General features: G+C 30.3%; 18 protein-coding genes. 2 read left to right on the top strand and 16 right to left on the bottom strand.

The window, feature by feature from the left end; all coding sequences use genetic code 11:
* Positions 1 to 119 precede the first annotated feature (119 nt).
* From CLORY_RS17450 to CLORY_RS17435, 5 genes are all read right to left on the bottom strand, one after another.
* The gene (locus tag CLORY_RS17450; protein ID WP_079426846.1) at positions 120 to 1394 is read right to left on the bottom strand and encodes a helix-turn-helix domain-containing protein; all 1275 of its coding nucleotides are present in this window, start codon (positions 1392 to 1394) and stop codon (positions 120 to 122) included.
* 32 nt (positions 1395 to 1426) lie between these two features.
* Complete coding sequence (locus tag CLORY_RS17445) at positions 1427 to 2728, bottom strand: helix-turn-helix domain-containing protein (protein WP_079426844.1); 1302 nt, start codon at positions 2726 to 2728, stop codon at positions 1427 to 1429.
* 227 nt (positions 2729 to 2955) lie between these two features.
* Positions 2956 to 3123: a YtxH domain-containing protein gene (locus CLORY_RS23090; RefSeq protein ID WP_139376081.1), complete on the bottom strand. Its 168-nt coding sequence runs from the start codon at positions 3121 to 3123 to the stop codon at positions 2956 to 2958.
* A gap of 68 nt (positions 3124 to 3191) precedes the next feature.
* On the bottom strand, positions 3192 to 3956 hold the full coding sequence (locus tag CLORY_RS17440) for a ribonuclease H1 domain-containing protein (RefSeq protein WP_079426842.1): 765 nt from the start codon (positions 3954 to 3956) through the stop codon (positions 3192 to 3194).
* Positions 3949 to 4968, bottom strand: a complete 1020-nt coding sequence (locus CLORY_RS17435; protein ID WP_079426840.1) for a YkvA family protein — start codon at positions 4966 to 4968, stop codon at positions 3949 to 3951. Before CLORY_RS17435 ends, CLORY_RS17440 begins: the two co-directional genes overlap by 8 nt.
* Positions 4969 to 5238: 270 nt before the next feature.
* Between CLORY_RS17435 and CLORY_RS17430 the strand changes: the two genes are divergently transcribed.
* A complete protein-coding gene (locus CLORY_RS17430; RefSeq protein ID WP_079426838.1) occupies positions 5239 to 6999 on the top strand; it encodes an ATP-dependent metallopeptidase FtsH/Yme1/Tma family protein in 1761 nt (586 codons plus the stop codon).
* Between the two features lie 148 nt (positions 7000 to 7147).
* Here the strand turns inward: CLORY_RS17430 and CLORY_RS17425 are convergent, their stop codons facing one another.
* The 5 genes from CLORY_RS17425 to CLORY_RS17405 form a co-directional block, all read right to left on the bottom strand.
* On the bottom strand, positions 7148 to 8143 hold the full coding sequence (locus CLORY_RS17425) for a rhomboid family intramembrane serine protease (RefSeq protein ID WP_079426837.1): 996 nt from the start codon (positions 8141 to 8143) through the stop codon (positions 7148 to 7150).
* A 15-nt stretch (positions 8144 to 8158) separates the two neighbouring features.
* Positions 8159 to 9217, bottom strand: coding sequence for an HD-GYP domain-containing protein (locus CLORY_RS17420; protein ID WP_079426835.1), 1059 nt, complete (start codon positions 9215 to 9217; stop codon positions 8159 to 8161).
* 110 nt (positions 9218 to 9327) lie between these two features.
* Positions 9328 to 9726 (bottom strand): DUF6762 family protein, encoded by a 399-nt coding sequence (locus tag CLORY_RS17415; protein ID WP_079426833.1) that lies wholly within the window; start codon positions 9724 to 9726, stop codon positions 9328 to 9330.
* Between the two features lie 28 nt (positions 9727 to 9754).
* Complete coding sequence (locus tag CLORY_RS17410; RefSeq protein ID WP_079426831.1) at positions 9755 to 10171, bottom strand: Fur family transcriptional regulator; 417 nt, start codon at positions 10169 to 10171, stop codon at positions 9755 to 9757.
* Positions 10172 to 10250: 79 nt separating this feature from the next.
* Complete coding sequence (locus CLORY_RS17405; protein ID WP_139376080.1) at positions 10251 to 10802, bottom strand: manganese efflux pump MntP; 552 nt, start codon at positions 10800 to 10802, stop codon at positions 10251 to 10253.
* 186 nt (positions 10803 to 10988) lie between these two features.
* On the opposite strand from CLORY_RS17405, the gene CLORY_RS17400 reads away from it, so the two are divergent.
* Positions 10989 to 11648, top strand: coding sequence for a hypothetical protein (locus tag CLORY_RS17400; RefSeq protein ID WP_079426829.1), 660 nt, complete (start codon positions 10989 to 10991; stop codon positions 11646 to 11648).
* Between the two features lie 148 nt (positions 11649 to 11796).
* On the opposite strand, the gene CLORY_RS17395 is transcribed toward CLORY_RS17400, so the two are convergent.
* From CLORY_RS17395 to CLORY_RS23375, 6 genes are all read right to left on the bottom strand, one after another.
* Entirely contained in the window at positions 11797 to 13107 is a 1311-nt protein-coding gene (locus CLORY_RS17395) for an aminotransferase class V-fold PLP-dependent enzyme (RefSeq protein ID WP_423236528.1), read from the bottom strand.
* A gap of 155 nt (positions 13108 to 13262) precedes the next feature.
* The gene (locus CLORY_RS17390) at positions 13263 to 14663 is read right to left on the bottom strand and encodes a DUF4340 domain-containing protein (RefSeq protein WP_169911668.1); all 1401 of its coding nucleotides are present in this window, start codon (positions 14661 to 14663) and stop codon (positions 13263 to 13265) included.
* Entirely contained in the window at positions 14660 to 16138 is a 1479-nt protein-coding gene (locus CLORY_RS17385) for a GldG family protein (protein ID WP_169911667.1), read from the bottom strand. The genes CLORY_RS17390 and CLORY_RS17385 overlap by 4 nt, the downstream gene beginning before the upstream one ends.
* A 12-nt stretch (positions 16139 to 16150) precedes the next feature.
* On the bottom strand, positions 16151 to 17014 hold the full coding sequence (locus CLORY_RS17380) for an ABC transporter permease (protein WP_079426821.1): 864 nt from the start codon (positions 17012 to 17014) through the stop codon (positions 16151 to 16153).
* The gene (locus CLORY_RS17375) at positions 17015 to 17962 is read right to left on the bottom strand and encodes an ABC transporter ATP-binding protein (protein WP_079426819.1); all 948 of its coding nucleotides are present in this window, start codon (positions 17960 to 17962) and stop codon (positions 17015 to 17017) included.
* A gap of 388 nt (positions 17963 to 18350) precedes the next feature.
* Positions 18351 to 18584: hypothetical protein (locus CLORY_RS23375; RefSeq protein ID WP_169911666.1), on the bottom strand; the 234-nt coding region annotated here is incomplete at its 5' end.

Here is an 18584-nt window from a genome sequence, read left to right as displayed (position 1 = left end):
ATCAATTATACACTTTCAAACTTGCCTTTTCCAGCTTTCTTGGATACTTAAAAAGCCCCTTGAAAATTGCAGTTAAGTAATTTTTCTAAGGGACTTTCTTAATATTATGCTTGTCACATCTATATAGCTAAACTTCTTTTAATTTTTAATGCTAATGAAAAGTACTTTATAGCTTCTTTAGTCTGATTTATTTTATGATACATACTGCCTAGCTCAATATATCTTTCATACCTCTCACGTTTTGAAGCGTATTTAAATAATGCATCAGAAGAAAGATTCATATACATTTCCGCTGAAGAAAACTCTCCCTTTTTTAACATTATTATAGATTTATAATAATAGCTTCTCTCAATAAATATATTATTATCTAATATTATTGATAAATTCAATGCATCATCGCATATCTCTTCTGCTTCATCAATAAACTCGTACTTGATTAACTGTCCTATAGCCTCTATAAAATATCTAGCTTGTTCTTCACTATTATCTCTTGGAAAAAGGCCAATACCTTTATTTATATATTTAAGTCCCTCCTGCATTTCTCCAGCTCTAAAACATAGAACAGAATAATCGCATAATGCATTACACTTACTATAGTAATTATCTCCAAATGCTTCTATGGCTTTATCGGAAAATTCAATGAACTTGTCCTTATTATTCTTAAAATACACAATAGCTATTGTATGATATATATCAGCCATTTCTGCTTCAGTTATACCAGGATTATTTACAATAACTTCTTCAAGTTCCATTACCTTTGCTTCTGCCATTGTGTAATTATTCATATTAAGCATACATTTAATTTCACATTGTACTATATATAATATCTGACTTATAATTACATCATTACATTTCGCAGCATACTTCTCGGCACCGTTATAGTAAGTTAGAGCTTGACTATATTCTTCGCTTATAAAAAAATATCTTCCCACATCAAACAAATATGTAACTCTATTTTCACTTGAATTAGTCTTATTTAATATGTCTACATATTGGGATGTAAGTTTCTGCAGATCATCTTTTTGTTCCTTAATTAAATAATAATCATACAACATATGCATAAGCGTAAATGCTTGAGAATAGCACTGATTCTCGACAGCATAATTCAGGTTATATTGTAAATCCATTAAGTTGTTGTCTCTACTTATATCAATATTTTTTAATTCTTCTATATTTCTTGATATCTGGTTACTTATATTATCTACCAAATATTTATAATCCATATCTAAAATCTTTGCTATATATCTAAGTATTTCTGGTTCAGCCTCAGCTTTATCATTCTCTATGCAGCTTAATTTAGATACAGATATCTTGTCCCCACAAAGCTCTTTTAGCGTAAGTCCCTTATATATTCGGGTACGTTTAATTTTTTCTCCTGTAGTCAATATTTCCATTACAAAACCACCTATCTAAGCAAAAGCCTGATTTAATCCTTTAATATTTCAGCAGTCTTCAATAGTTCAACACCTTCATTTAAATACTTTGCCGCCATCGTATCTTCACCATTATCAATATAAAATTTACCTATCATGATTGCAATTTCAGCAGCGTTTTTATAGCATTCCATATTTTTAGCAAAATTAAATGCAATGTGTAATGTATTTTCAGCTTCTTTTGAATTGTTCTCCATCAAATGGACCCTGTACTTTAAAAGATAATAATTAATTATTGTGAAATTATCGCCATCACTTATATTATCCAATATTTTCTTAAGTATATCCTTACACTTGTCTATATCTTTTATACTTAAATAGTTTTCACAGAGACAAACCAATGTTTCACTTATTTTACCATCCTTATTTCTTTCACGTATTTCTTTTGCCTTATTAAAATGCTTGAACGATTCTTCTATATTATTAAACTCATAAAAGAGTTTACCAAGACTATTCTCTACCTCTGCTACATAGTTTGTCTCATTTAACTCGTTAAGAATTTTTAATGTGCTTTGGGAATATTTTATCGCACTCGATATATCACCCTTCTTATTATATTCTTCTGCAAGTAACATAAGAGATTTAGCATATTGTTCCTTATTATCAAGAGCATTAAATTTTTCTTTCGATAAGAATGAGTAATTCATAGCCTTTTCAACGTTGTCCAATTTGAAAAATGTCATCGCTATATTATAGTAAATAATAGCTAATTTAAAGTCATCTTTAACATTATTATCCATAAAAACTTTTTCTGCCTGTTGAAAGTAACAGTTAGATGAGTAATATGCTTTTAATATGTATGTAATTTTGCCTAAATCTAAATATGTGTTAACGATATTATCAAAAGCATTCAACTTTACAAAAAACACATTAGCTGACAGTAAGAGTTGTTGAGCTAGAGCATATTCTTCCCTGTATATATGAATCTGCGCTCTAAGATATAAGCTTTTACCTTTTCTATATTCAATATTGTATTTTTCTGCATAATAAGACGATATTTCAATATACTTTTCTGCAGAATTCATATCACTATTTAGAATATATGATTCAGCTATGTTTTCATAGTATTCACATATCATTTCAGCTTGATGTTCTTCGGATTCCATAAGGTACTCAACTGAAACATTAAGTGAACTAGCTAAATATTCAAGCAAATCCATACTTGGGTTCGATTTACCTGTTTCCACAAGAGAGATTTGCCCCGGAGTTATTCGATCACCTGCCAAATCTTTCAGTGTCATATTTAATTCTTTTCTTCTTCTCTTTACTTTCTCCCCAAGTGATAATATTTCCATAGCCACTCTCCCTTTTCTCAACACAAAATTTATAGGAATTTACTATATTATATCATAACTTTAATTAAATCAAAAATGTAATTAATATTTTTTTGCATTTTTTTCAATTTATTTTTGTTATAAGCAAAAATACCCAACCGTACCTTTAATTGCTATACAGAAGGATATTTTTACTTATATATTTCATATGCCATTTAAAATATACTCTCTGCTGATAACATATTAATTTACTTCATTATTGAACTATAAATATTATCTGCAGCATTCATTACCATTCTGTCGACTCTTTTCAATTTTCTTACGGTATTTCTATCCATGCGTGGAATAACCATGATTCCCATAGCAGCCCCTATGATAGCTCCTGTTGTCATACCTGAAATAAAACCTCTTCTCATAAAACACACTCCCTTCATACTTATTAAATATAATACTAGGATGTGTATTTTTAATCAAAATAAACATATTACTTTTCTAGTATGATTATATTATCTGAATTCTCAGGAGATATAATGTCCATTAGTTTATCTTTCACTGTAGTATCATTAACAAAGATAGTGTTATTAACAATATTTTTATTTGTCACTCCCTTTATTGGAATATGAGCAGCGTACTTTGCAAGCTCATCAGCCATTTCATTATAAAGGTCACCTGTATGACTCTCCACTTTCATAAAATGAACTTTTATGTCATATTTATTTATTATATGGTTATAATCTTGATAATATTTTTGTGACGATTTTTCTCTTCTTGACCAAGTTCCTAATGCATGCTGTCTTACCCCTTCATAATCATGAAAAATAACTATTTCATTAATTCTATTATCCGCACAATATTCAAGAGACCTAATAGCTGCTTTCAATTCACCAGCAATTTGCCTTATGCTCCTTTCACTATCATCTTCTGCAGACCCATTTTCTATATATCTTATGACATTGTTTCTTATTATTACTAGTGCATACGAATATTTTCCTGTAGCATCATTGTAGCTTCCGTCGACATATGCATAAAAAACGTCTGGCAGCAGCATCAGCTTTTCTTTAGAAATTCCTGTTTCCTGATTAAGATACTTTTCTGCTTCATCAGCAGTTAAAAAACTTTTATATTTAGCTCCTTTAACTCCCTTTACATATTTCTCACACTCGCTCCAGGAGCTAAGAATTAGATTCTCTACCTTTCTATCATTAGCAAAATCATATCCTTCTTTTACTGCATATACTTTTTTACTCATTTGATTTTTCTCCTTGAAATACGTTACTTCTAGTATCATGTTCAAATAATTTATTTATTCTTCTTATTAGCTTTGAAAGATTCGTTTCTCCAACAAATTTATGTAAGTATATCAAGACTCGCCTTACTATAACTATTATGTCCTCATTACCTTCCCAATTTTCTCTTACTATACTTTCTGGCACTTCGCATATTATAGTATTAAGAACAAGAAACGCCATAGCTAAATCATCCATTTGTCCAAATACTGGTATGAAATCTAATACAATATCTACGGGACTTGATAGATATGCAATTATTGCTCCACATTTGACTTTAATTTTCCACGAAACCCTAGAATCGTTATAAAGCCTTATAAACAATACAAAAATATCTGGCAAAAGCATCATATAAGGAAAGAAAACCTTATACTTATCAGGAATTTTCCCTTTTAATCTTTCCCTTCTCATACTATATTGGTCATTGCTTGACTCATTTTGAGACTCCTTAGCTTTAATTAACTTCTTCTCTTCAATTACTTTCTCTGGAGCCTTAGCTGTACTGTCTTCTTCTTCCGTTATGCCATTCATATTTATACCTATATCTTTCGTCTCGATTAGTAGTACGTTTTCACCAATTTCTATCTCTTTAAATTTAAAGCTTAGCCCAATAGGCAAATTTTTAAGAAGTACATTCAAATCTACTGATACACTACCTCGTGAATACTCTATGCCGTTATTCTTCAGGGCCATTAATGCCTTTTTTAAGATTAAATTTCTAATCCACTTAAATATCGGACATCTTAAAACCTTTACTTCCCTAAGTTGAAAAACTAATTTGTTTTGCTCAACCTTAACTAGAAATATAGCTATCTGAAAAGGCACTTTTATGAACTTCTTATATGAACCGAATATGTAAAAATATTTATTAATATTTACTTTTTCTATTCTAAGACCAGATATTTTTACAATATCGTTAAATATGCTTAAAATATCTTCATTTGTCAGTTTAAAAGCCGCTCCACTTATGTTCAAAAAAGTTTACCTCCAAATTTAAAATGACATTATTTTTAATAATGTTACACTCTTTTCCACAAATAACTATTTACCTATAAAATAAGTATACATCAAATTATAAAAATAACAATAATTTATTTTCATGTTTTACAAAACACCCAAGATTTACATTAGTAAATTTTATGAATATCATTAGACACATTTGATATTTGTTACTATAATACATTTATGAATCGAACAAGCAGCATGCAATATATTTTTCACAATTGCTGAAAGGAGATTATACGAATGAAGAAATATATTAGATTAAAAATCATGCTACCGCTGATTCTTATACTTTTATCCATCACAAGTTTGATAGTATTCAATATATATTCAGGGAAAAAAGTAAGTACAAAAAACTATAGCAGTTTTTCTGAAGATATAAAACATAACCGAGTTGACAAAATTTATTTAACTAATTCTCCTAAGATGACTATAAAACTAAAAGACGGATCTACCTATAAAACTGATAATCCAAGGAGCAGCGATTTTAAGGAAAAAATGCTCTCAATGAATATACAGGTATCCGAAAACTCTAATTCATTATCGTTAGTTAATACACTTTCCTTTATTATTATTTCATCTGCGTTCATTACTTTTATACTTTCCATGAAATCACCATCCTTTGCTTCAAATAAGCTTAAGGGGGTAGATGCTATGGAGTTAAGTGCCAGTACCGAAAAAAAATACACATTTAATAACGTTGCAGGAAATGAAGAAGCTAAGGAAAGCGTTCAAGATATAGTGGATTTCCTTAAAAATCCTGATAAGTATGCTAGATACGGTGCTAGAATGCCTAGAGGTATAATTTTATACGGTGAACCTGGAACCGGTAAAACGCTATTAGCTAAAGCTGTAGCCGGTGAAGCTTCAGTACCTTTTTATGCAATGTCAGGTTCTGACTTCGTGCAGGTGTATGTCGGGGTTGGTGCAAGCCGTATCCGTAATTTATTTAAAAAAGCTAAAAGCCATGGCAAAGCAGTTATCTTCATTGATGAAATAGATGCAATAGGTAAAAAAAGAGCATCTTCTCAAAGTAATGGAAACGATGAGCGTGATCAAACATTAAATGCTCTATTAACTGAAATGTCAGGTTTTAACGATAACTCAGGAATTGTAGTAATAGCCGCTACAAATAGGCTAGACGTTTTAGATTCTGCTCTTCTTCGTCCAGGAAGATTTGATAGGCATATAGAAATTACACTTCCAGATACTAGTGCAAGAGAGAATATACTAAAACTGCATTTTAAAAATAAACCAATTAAAAATATTGATTTCAAAGATTGGTCGAAAAAAACTTCCTATTTTTCCGGTGCTAAATTAGAAAGTTTAGCTAATGAGGCTGCTATTATAGCATGTAAAAACGGTGATCCGTTTATTACTGATATTCATATGGATACAGCCTTTTCAAATGTTATTGCAGGTTATGAGAAAAAAGATAGAAGTTCTATAACTGATATAGATAAAAAAATAACCGCCTACCATGAAAGTGGACATGCTCTTGTTTCAATGCTTATGTTACCAAATGAATCTGTGTCTAAGGTTACAATAATCCCTAGCACAAAAGGCGCTGGAGGATACACACTAAGTGTACCAGAAGACAGACTGTATCAAAATAAATCATATCTAGAAAAAAGAATAATGGTATTGCTTGCAGGTAGAGCTTCCGAAGAAATAACTTTTGGTGAAGATCATATAACTACAGGTGCTTATAGTGACCTAAATCAAGCTACTGATTTAGCATTAAAAATGATTTCTGAATATGGTATGGGAAATTCTATGGGTCTGCTTTCAGCTTCAGCCGTAATGAATTTCATCAAGCCGCCATCAGATAATATAATTAATGAATGTAAGGACTATATAAACGATTTGTATGCCAAAACAAAAAATTTGTTAAATAGCAATAAGCATATTTTAGAAAATATGTCGCTGCAATTGTTAGCTAGAGAAACTCTATATACTGACAATCTTGATGAAATTCTTTCAGATACGAATTACAAAATGTAATACATTTAAATGTTGTTTTGTTTTTTAAAGAAGGACGGGCTTTTGCTTAAGGCCCGTCCTTCTTTTATCACAGCAATAACAACATTTATGTAAAACACTTTTTATTCAGCTTAATACATATATACCCACAAAAATATACTAGTAGTATTTAATCTTTCAACGATAAAAGCACTGCAACTATTATCCCTCCAATAAGCCCGCCAATATGAGCAAATTTATCTATGTATTTTATATTCAATCCTATTATTATATTTATGGCTATAACTTGTATTATATTAAATACAAATTCTTTTCCAATCCTATCACGTATTTCTAACCCATAAACTAATGCAGCACCTAACAAGCCGAATATAGCACCTGAAGCACCTACGCTGATACTTTCTGATAATGCAAAACTAAGTATTGATCCTGATATGCCTGATATCATATATATAAGGATATACCTGTTCTTGCCATATACTCTCTCAAGGAATACACCTAGCATTAATAATGAATACATATTGGATGCTAGATGAAGGATTCCGCCATGCAAAAACATCGATGTTATAATTCTATAATATTGTCCTCGTTCTATAAGATAATTTGCTTTAGCACCAAAAGCTACTAAAGTATTTGTATCAATAAGGAACAGATTATTATCATACATACTCATCATAAAATACACTATAATGTTAATAATAATAATAGAATATGTAATCGGTGCTTTGCTAAACCCTCTGCTGTTTTTTTTATTCTTCTCATAATGCACAATATCATTTATGTCATTAATTATGTTGGATTTTCCATAAGCATATGATAATTCAAGTTTTTCAGTATCTACAATTATAAAACTCATGTTTTCTATATATGGAATATTAGTTATATCTGCTGAAACAGTTATATTCTGAGGATAATTTGTAAGTACTACAAATTCAAAATTTATATTTTTCAATTTATTTTTATTACTGTCGATATATATTAGTGCATTTTTTAGTATCTCATTATAATCATTTCCATTAGCAAAAAAAACTATATGGTTATAGTTATCATTTTTGTATATAAACCATATTTCTTTGCTGCTTTCATTATCCTGCAAATTATCTACTAAATATGATCTGTTATCAATAAAGAAATTAATTAATTTCTTTTCTAATATGGTTTTCAATAGAACACTCCATTTCTATATAATAGCTTCTACTGTTATATCAGGATTTTTAAGAAGGTCTACCTCATAAAAAGGTATTGGTTTCTTAGTTTCACTGTCATAAAGAACTCTTAGAACTGGTCTGTCTGGATAATTAGAATTTTGCTTAATAACATAACCCTCTATATCGTTTGATAGTTTAAGACATGAACCAAGCGGATAGACAGCAAATGTTTCTTTGAACTTAAGCACATTATCACTTTCAAAAGCAGAACCGCTTCCTGAAAGGATGAGCTCATAAGCTTCATTAGGCTTAAACTTCTTTCTATAGCTTCTATCATTATTCACAGCATCGTACACATCGCATATGCTGACTATATTGGCAAGTTTATTTATCTTATTTCCACTAATTTTATTAGGATAACCTTTTCCATCAACTCTTTCATGATGCTGCTGGACTATATCTAGTATATTTTGCGATATCGAATAATATTCTTTCAGCATATCTACTCCATAAGAAGGATGTCTTTTCATTTCTTCAAATTCTTCTGGAGTAAGAGGTCCTGGCTTATTTACTATAACATTTCCAACTTTAGTCTTACCTATATCATGAAGTATAGCTCCCATGCCCAAATCCTTAATGTCTGCTTCTTTAAATTTAAATGAAAGACCCATAAATGTTGCCATTATGCTTGTATCTATGCAATGAAGATATGTATAATTATCAAAAGTCTTAATGTCATAAACGCTTGTGCTTACATTTCCATCATCTATAATATAATTTATTAGTTCTTCTACCTGTCTTATATTCTTTTTAAATAATTTACTATCACAGTTGTTAATGCTTTTTACTATGTTGGCCATATTTTTAATTGCATGCTTTTTCATTTCAAGCATTCTAGTATCTTCAACACAGATATCATTTAATCTGTCATCTTCAACATAAATATAAATAACTCCTATTTCCTTTAATTTATTTATATATTGATTCGTTAGTTTTATTCCTGCCCTTAGTAATACTTTTCCTTCACTTGTCAAAATACTTTTACCAAGGATTTCACCATCTACAACTCTATTAATCAGTTCAAGTCTCATTTTACACCTCAAATACATTAATAACAACATTATACTACTATATAGTAGCTTTTTCACCATAAATCATCATTTTATTGTCGTATAGACAAAGCAATTACTTTACTAATATATTATTTATAGTCATTATCTTTATCTTCAATATAAGAAAGACTTCTCTCTATTTCCTCTTTAAATTTAATACAAAGTTCGCATATCTTGCCCTCTACTTCATTATGATCCTCACTGAATTGAAATTTGAAAATCCATGTTGGATTAAATTCATCTTCATCAAAGCCAACTTCATATCCACTACTCTCAAAAAGATCCTCATCAAATTCTTCACATAAAGCAGTGTATTCCCAATCCTCCACATCTCTTCCAGTACTAAAATATATATATATAACATTATTCTCACAGTATGCTCTTGATATATATTCTCCGCCATCCTCAATCTCATAGCTTCCTAGCTCTCTTGTTAATTGTTTGCTGCTTTCGTCTCTTTCCATAATAACTATAGAAGAAAAATCCATATTTAGTTCCTCCATTAAATATAATTTTCTATATTTTTTTATCTTTACATTGTTTGCATATACCTTTTACCCTAAACTCATGCTCAGTCATAGTAAATCCAGTCTTGTTCTTTATCATTTCACCAAACATCTGGAAAGGACAGTCTATCTCCATCTCTTTATGGCATATACTACACTCAATCGTATGTTTATGCTTATCTTTTATAATAGCATAACTATATTTTCCATCACCAAGGTCAAATTTTTTAACAATGTCATCTTTTACAAATGCCTCAAGGTTTCTATATACGGTTGATAAGTTAATATTATGTCCGTATCCATTACATTTTTGATATATATATTCTACATTTAAAGCTTCTTTAGCGTTGCTTAAAATTTCTAATATTATTCTCCGGGCAAACGTAACCTTCATATTTTTACTTTTTAGAAGTTCATTATATGACATATTATCACCTTATAAATAAAATTTACTGTTATAATTATAACACAAATAAAATTTATTTTAGGTATATAAATAAAATTAACTAATAAAACATAAATTTTATACCAAATACAATAAGTATGATTCCCCCAATATATTCTGCATATTCAGCTATTATTGATATCTTTTTTAAGTATTTGGATAATATAAATGCCTCAAAACACATAAGTAAAGTTACAAGACCAATAAATACTGTATATAATAAGGTAAGATATGTACTAGTAATATGATGAAATGAAGAAAAACCTACAACTAGAGCATCAATGCTTACGGATATCCCTAATATTATGTACATTTTGAAGGAAAATAGTATGAATTGTTTTTTTGTATCCATGCCCTCCTTTATCATAATAACTCCAATTAAAGCAATTATACCTCCTCCAAATACTTCTGGAACAGAAATTATGTTTCTTTCTACATATCCACCAAGATAACTGCCTATGTACGATAAAAGAAATTGAAAAAAGCCAAAGGATAACGAAAACATAATCTCATTACGTGTTTTAATATTTGGACTTAATCCCAAACTCACAGCTACTGCAAATGCATCTAGCGATAATGCCAAAGCTATAACAAAAAGATCGATGATATTCAAGTTATAACACTCCCATACATAAATAAAGTTCATTTTATTATATGCACTATTCATTGTTTTTCATGACAATGGAAAACTAATTTAATACAGGTATATTTAAGACGTTGTTTTATAGATAAAACTCTACTATAATGTTTATATACAAATATTTAAATACGATAATATATACATATTAGGTGGTGAATTATGGAACATAAGACGTTTAAAGAAAAGATAGCAAATATGAGTACAAAAGAAAAAATAAACTATATAGTATATTATTATAAGTATTATTTTATAGTTGGAATACTTATTATAGCTGCACTCGTTAGTTTCATCGTAGGCAGGCTTAATGAAAAAGAAACAGTATTTAATGCTTCTTTTATCGGTACGGTTCTTGATTATAACAAGCTTGAAAAGCTTACTGATGAAGCTACAGATAAACTTGTAAAAAATCCAAATAAACAAGAGATAGTAATCGATTTTAAGCAAATAGATCTAAAAGGAAGAAACCAGCAAACTGCTGTCTCAGTACAAAAGCTTGTTGCTCAGCTTTCAGTTGGAGAATTGGACGTTTTAGTAATGCCAGGTGATGTGTTTAATAACTACTGTAAACAGGGAACTTTTATGGATATCGAGAATTTAAAAAAAGACACTAGTTTGAAAAATTTATCCTTCGTTAAAGGTAAATCAAAAACTGAAGCCAGCGAAAAAACTTACGGCATAGACGTGTCCTCACTGAAAATTTTTAGCGATTTAAAATATTCCAGTTCCAATAAACTTATATTAGCAATACCTGCAACTACTAAACATAAATCCGAATCAATTAAATTTATTAAATGGTTAATTTCTAAGAATTCCTTATAAAAACACTAGATTACGGGCAGTTGCTTCATTTGTTTTTCAATATTAATTTTTAACTAGAATACCTTTCTAGATATATTATATTTCAACAGGGCAGGTTCTTACTTTACGTAAAATCCTGCCACAGCCTTATCTTTTCTTATTCCGCACTCTATATCTGATATTTACTTTTATTCATAATAATGTGTCTTATTGTGTGTACAAGAATATCTATTTCTTGTTTAGTATTATACAAACCGAAACTCAACCTCACCATACCAGATTTTTCGTCAAACTCTAATCCTCTATTTTTTTGTATTTCCATAGGCGATAATTTTAGAAACTTTCTAACATATGGCTGTGCACAAAAACATCCGCTTCTTACAGAAATTCCAGCTTCCTCTGATAGTATTTTTGCTGTCTTAGAATGATGTATTCCCTTTATGTTAAAAGGAATTATTCCTAATCTACTACCCATAAACTTTGTTTCTCCATATATCTCTATACCTTTTATTTCACTAAGACTCTCCAATGCATATTTAAGAATCTCTTTCTCGCATTTTTCTATTTCAGCCATCCCTATTTTGTTTAACTGTTTAATTGCAGCAGATAAAGCCGCCACTCCTATGATATTTTGACTCCCAGCCTCTTCTTTATACGGTGGTTCAGCCCAATCTACTAAATCCATCGTTACGGTTTTAATAGTCCCCCCGCCCTTGTATTCAGGGTCTCCTAATGAGAATGGCTCCTTAGGTCCGATTATCACCCCTATGCCAAAAGGTGCATACATTTTATGAGCAGAAAACACTATATAATCAATATGCTGAATATCATTATCTGGTTTTAAATCAATCTTCGCATGGGGAACAAGCTGTGCACCATCTACTATAATCTTTGAATTAAATGAGTGAGCCATTTCTGCTATTCGATAAATGTTATTTACATATCCTGTAACATTTGATGCTCCTGATATAGTTACATATTTCACCTTTCCATTATAATATTCAAGCTTTTTTTGCAAATCACTAATCAATAATCTTCCATCACTATCTACTTCTACATAGTCGACCTTACACTTATCTCTCCATGGCAAATCATTAGAATGATGCTCCATAGCACTGCTCAATACTACACAATCTTTGTCATTTATAAGTCTATAAGACAATTTATTTAAGCCTTCAGTTGTATTCTTAACAAATATCACAATATTGCTTTTTTCATCTGCGTTAAAGAATTTTAATATCTCACTTCTAGTAGAATCAAACAGCTCTGATGAATAATTTGATTTGTATCCCTCACCTCTGTGCACAGATGAATACATAGGAGCAAACTCACATATTTTTTTCATAACAGCCTTAAAGGGTGGAGTCGTAGCCGCGTTATCAAAATTAATATAATTAACCTTTTTACCATTAGCTGATGGTACTTTGGTATCCAAGCCCACTATTAATTTTCTATATGCCCTATTTTTATTAATTTCAATCATAAATTCCACCTCATTTTATACTATTATAAATACTGAATTTATGTTCCTAGAAAATAGGAAAAGTGATTTTCACGAACTAAAAAAGTTCCATGACATCAGAAATTCTGATATCATGGAACGAGTACCCCCTTATTTATAAAGTAAAACTAATACTATTTTATCATTTTAGCCGTCTCATTAAGCATTGATTTTACTTTATCTTTAGCAATTATAAACTGATGTATTCCATTTTTATCAACTGTATAGAAATCATCATTATAATTATAATATTTAACTACTATATCCTTACCCTTATTCAAGTGGAAGGTAGTTATAACTTCAGGGTTACCTTTAATACCCTTATCATTTTCAGCATCCACAATAAGACCAATAAGCTTTTGATAGTAGTCTTTAAAGCTTTCATCTTTTATCTGTTTACTATTTATGAAATACTTAGTTACTGTTTGGTCTTTTTCACCCTTCTTTGTAGCTTTCTTTATTGTTCTATTCATTGTTATTTCATAATTTGCATCCTTGCTCTTAATATCTACTTTATCTACAAGATCGATATTAACTATGTTTGCAAACTTAAATGTCATAGAAAATACATTAAGCTTTATCAAAGATTTAACAGAACTATTATCCATAGTATATACAGTATTGGAATTTGGTTCCTTAATATAAACTGTATTACTATCCTTATTATTTCCTATAAGAAGATTTATTTTACCTTTTGATTTATCCTTAATATTCAGTGATAATACTGGTTTGTCTAAACCATATTTTTTCAAGTCTTTAGCATTTTCTTCTACAACATCTTCAAAGTCAACTTCTGATAGGTTCTTAATAGCTGAAGTAAATTTATCTCCATCTATACCTACAGGAGTTTTATAATATTTATAGAGTTTATATGGGGTGTAACTAGCATCACTGCTGTCTGTGTTTGTCTTAAACTCTGCTTCTTTTCCATTTCTAAATTTAAGATCCATATAGTTAACTTTGCTTGTATCAATAGATGCTAACTTCTTATTTCTTAAATCATTAAGTGTATATTTGAAAATTTGTCCATAACTAATTGCAACTGCGTATACTGTATTCTTATCCGCTAACTTCAAATAGTACATGGAGTTTCCAGGCACTTCACTTCCAAGTTCAACAGCCTGCTTTTGACCATTATTAAGAAGTACTGTTACTACTGATGTAGGTTTATCTAATCCATACTCTGACAAATCCTTTGCATTTTTCTCAATGACTCTGTCAGCAGTAATATTAGTTAATGTAGATACTGCAGCTTCTATACTAGATTCGTCAGCATGGTCTCCCAATTTATTTACTTTCCACTTCTTCCCACTTTTTATAATGGTTATATCAGCTTCCTTGGATTTAATATTTATTTGTTTTACTTTCGTAGAAACCACTGAATAAACATTTTTCGATTTGTCAGAATTAGTATTAGTAGTACTCGTGCTTTTTTTAGCGTCCTTTTTATTATGAGTATTCTTTACGAATATGTATCCTCCTAAAAGAACACATAAGACCAAAAGCAAGGAAAGTAATCGCCAACTTTTCTTCATAGATGTCTCCTCCTCAGCCATACAGTAGTTCCTGATATTACTACTATCAAAGGAATTATGATTACTACAAAACCAGATATCAATATTGACTGTGCTGAATTTATTGTCAATGATTCAGATTGTAGATCTTTTGCTTCTATATTTAGATTATCCTTCTTTTCAGCTAACCAATTCACAGAATTCATAAAGAAATCTGAGTTTGCTGAATTGTTGTACTGAAGTATCTGTGAGTTAAATAACAAGCTATCTGAAGTTGAAATAACTATAAGCTTACCATCTTTACTGGAATCCGTAGCATCCGTTTTATTTGTAACGGCTACAGCCAAATTGAACGGTCCAGTTAAATCTCCTTTTTCTTTAGTATAAGTCTTTGACTTAAGGTTCGTCTTAGCGTAAGACTTCTTTGAACTTTGGATTAATGGCTTTACACTTAAAGTATCTCTCTTAATCTTTACAGTCTCTATAGGCTGTGCTGTACTTATTATTACAGACTCCTTTGAACTTGAAAGTGGATTAGTTATATCATGTGATTTATAATCAGGTACTACATTAATGGCACTTCCTACTGCATAATTAGCATCTCCCTCAATTATAAGAGCTTTGTGAACTTTTAATCCAAATGAATTCAAAAGCGAATCAATATTAGGTGTCTTGTTCCCACTAGAAACAAGTGCATCTAAAAACATCATCTTACCACCATTATTAAGGAAAGTTTTTAGTTTATTCAATTCATACTTTGTAATATCTTTACTTGGAGAATCAAATAAAACAACGTTATTAGATGAAGCTTCCAGACTATCCTTTAGTAAATTAATATCCTTTACTGTGTAGTTATTGTTTTCAAGAGCAGTACTTAAATTTGAATTTATATCAGGTTCTCCATGCCCCTGCAGCATATATATTGTAGGGTTCTTCTGTGAAGTGACATACAATATTGCTGAAGTAATTTTTTGTTCAGCCGTACTTGATTTAACTTGCTGCTGGTAAGTACTGCTGTCATAGCTATAGTCATACAAATCAGAACTGCTTATAACCTTGTACTTGCTTCCGCTCTTTATTATCAAATCCCCTGTTTGTATAGAACTTGCTTCTTTATAGCCTGAAACATATCCTGGGTGTTGAACTGGGTCTACATACTCAACCTTCACTTTTTTTGACGAATCTTTATATTGCCTCAATATTTCCTTTACCTGCGTAACAGTTGAATTATCTTTCCCTTCCTCGTAGAGGCCTGTTATAGTAACAGGAGAATTTAACTTTTTAACTATCTTCTTAGAATTATCAGATAAAGTAAACAACTTATTCTTTGAAAGATCCATCTTTAAATCTAATGTGCCTATTACCATATTAAGAACTATTACTATGGCTAACACAATTACTGTAACTAATGTTGCATATCCACCATACTTGAACTTATTGTTCTTAAATGAATCCTTAACATTAAGTTTTGGAATCTTAATTTTCGACTTTGCCATCATAATACCTCCTTAACTCCATCTTCTTTTTTCGATTATACGCATAGTCAGATAGACAAAAATGAACATGAAGGAGATAAAATAAACTATTGAATTTACACTTAAAATTCCCATAGAAAAATTATCATTTCTCTTAATTAACGAAATCCATCCTAAAGATTTTGCAATAAGGCCTTCAAAAAGTGTCTTTTTCTCTATTGCAGCTACGGCTATACCTATAGCCCCTACCAGGAATACTCCAGCTGATACAATAATATTCTTAGTAGCATTGTAAATAATTAGACTAATAATTAAAACTGCAGCAATCGCAAATACTATACCTGCTTTATAACTATTTGGCACTGTACTGGTAACACTATCTACAAGCCATAAACAAAGTAATATTGCAAATGTTCCTACGGCAGCTGACACAACGTTTTCTGTTAATGATGAAACAAATACTCCAATCGATATAAAGCATGAACCCATAAGAAACAATCCTATATAAGCACATACAATTGTTTTAACAGACAGACTGCCAAACATGCTAAGTATTAATGGGTACAAAACAGTTATTAGCAAAGTTACAGCATAAAGAAGAACTGGTGCTAAAAATTTTCCCATAACTATACCGCCAATGCTTTGTGGACTTGTCAAAAGCAACTGATCCGTTCTTGTCTTTGTTTCTTCTGCAAAAATCTTCATAGTTAGTATCGGTACAATTAATAAAAATACAAAATTATAACTGCTTAATACTGATGCATAATCAGGACTAGCATAAATAACATTGTTTAGTGCATAAAATATTCCAGAAAAGAATAAAAATACACCCATAAATATATAAGCAGTAGCCGAGTGAAAATAGGATTTTAGTTCTTTAATTAATATTGCTCCCATCTACTTCTCCCCCTTTTCTCCAGCAGTAACCTGAAGGAATATGTCCTCAAGACTCATATCCATATTCTTCATCATAAGTATTGGATACGACTTTTCGCTTAATACATTAAATACTTTCTCTCTTATATCTGCATCTTCTTTTGCTTCAATAGTTAAATCTACAGTATTAGGTTCGAAAACTCCGTATTCCTTTACAATCTTGACATCTTCAATAGCTTTAATCGTTTCGATAGCGCTCTGCTTTGATGCTTTTACTCTAACAAGCATTTTGTTGCTAAAGCTTAATTTTTTAGAAAGCTGTTCAGGAGTTCCACTTATAACTGCTTTTCCTTTGTTTATTATTAAAACTTTATCACATACTGCACTTATTTCTGAAAGGATATGTGAACTTAATATAACAGTCTTGTCTTTTCCTACATTTTTTATTAAGTTTCTAATTTCAATTATCTCTTTCGGATCAAGTCCAACTGTAGGTTCATCTAGAATAAGTACTTCAGGGTCTCCTATAAGCGCCTGTGCTAATCCTACTCTTTGCTTATATCCCTTTGATAGGTTCTTTATAAGTCTATTTCTGACATGACCTACTTTTACGATACTCATAATTCTTTCAAGACTTGGATCTATTGAATCTCGTTTTACTCTTTTCAGCTGACATACAAACTTCAAATACTCGTAAACTGTCATCTCAGAATAAAGCGGTGGTATCTCAGGCAAATACCCTATCTTCTTTTTAACTGCTTCAGGCTTTTCCAGTATATCTATATCATCAATCAATACTGTGCCCTCAGTTGCTGATATGTAGCCAGTGATAATATTCATGGCCGTAGATTTTCCTGCACCATTAGGTCCCAAAAAGCCTATTATTTCGCCTTTGTCAATTGTAAAATTCAAATCATCCAAGGCTACATGATTGCCATACTTCTTGGTTAAATTTTTTATTTGTATCACATTATTCACCCCTGTATATTTACTTTCTAGAACACAAACTAAATTATACCATACTTATAGTATATATTTAATGTGTCATATAATAGTCAATTTTGTTAAAAAACTGTGAACAAATAAAAAAGGTAGGAAGTGATTTCCGTAGGCTGGAAAATGCCTCCTCCAACCATTTCCTACCTTATGCCGACTGTAAACATTTCCTATGCCCTGACTCTTAATATTCACAAAATGCTTTTATTATATTGCTTCTGTTACCTTCTTCTCTTAATTCATTAACTTCAGAATATGTTACTATTACTCATAAATTATCTATAATTACTAAAAATATAATTTGCTATAAACTAAAAAGAAACTCTTCCGAGTTTCTTTCACATAATTGATTGTTGGAATATTATCTTTTTATCTCCTTATACTCTACATCAATAACAGAATTATGCTTGTCAAATTCTGTAGGCTTAAATATCTGCTCATAATTCGCAGAATGCATAAAAGCTTTATCTATATGTTTTCTATTAGCTCTGGTTATTTTGTTAATTCTGATAGCAGATAGCTTTTCCTTAGATATACCTACAAGTTTATATGTAAGCCATCCAAGAGCGGCTATAGGGATAATAAATATAATAAA

Origin of the sequence: Clostridium oryzae, from assembly GCF_002029235.1 — a bacterium.
GTDB lineage: Bacteria > Bacillota > Clostridia > Clostridiales > Clostridiaceae > Clostridium_AE > Clostridium_AE oryzae.
This window is presented reverse-complemented; position numbering and strand designations above follow the sequence as displayed.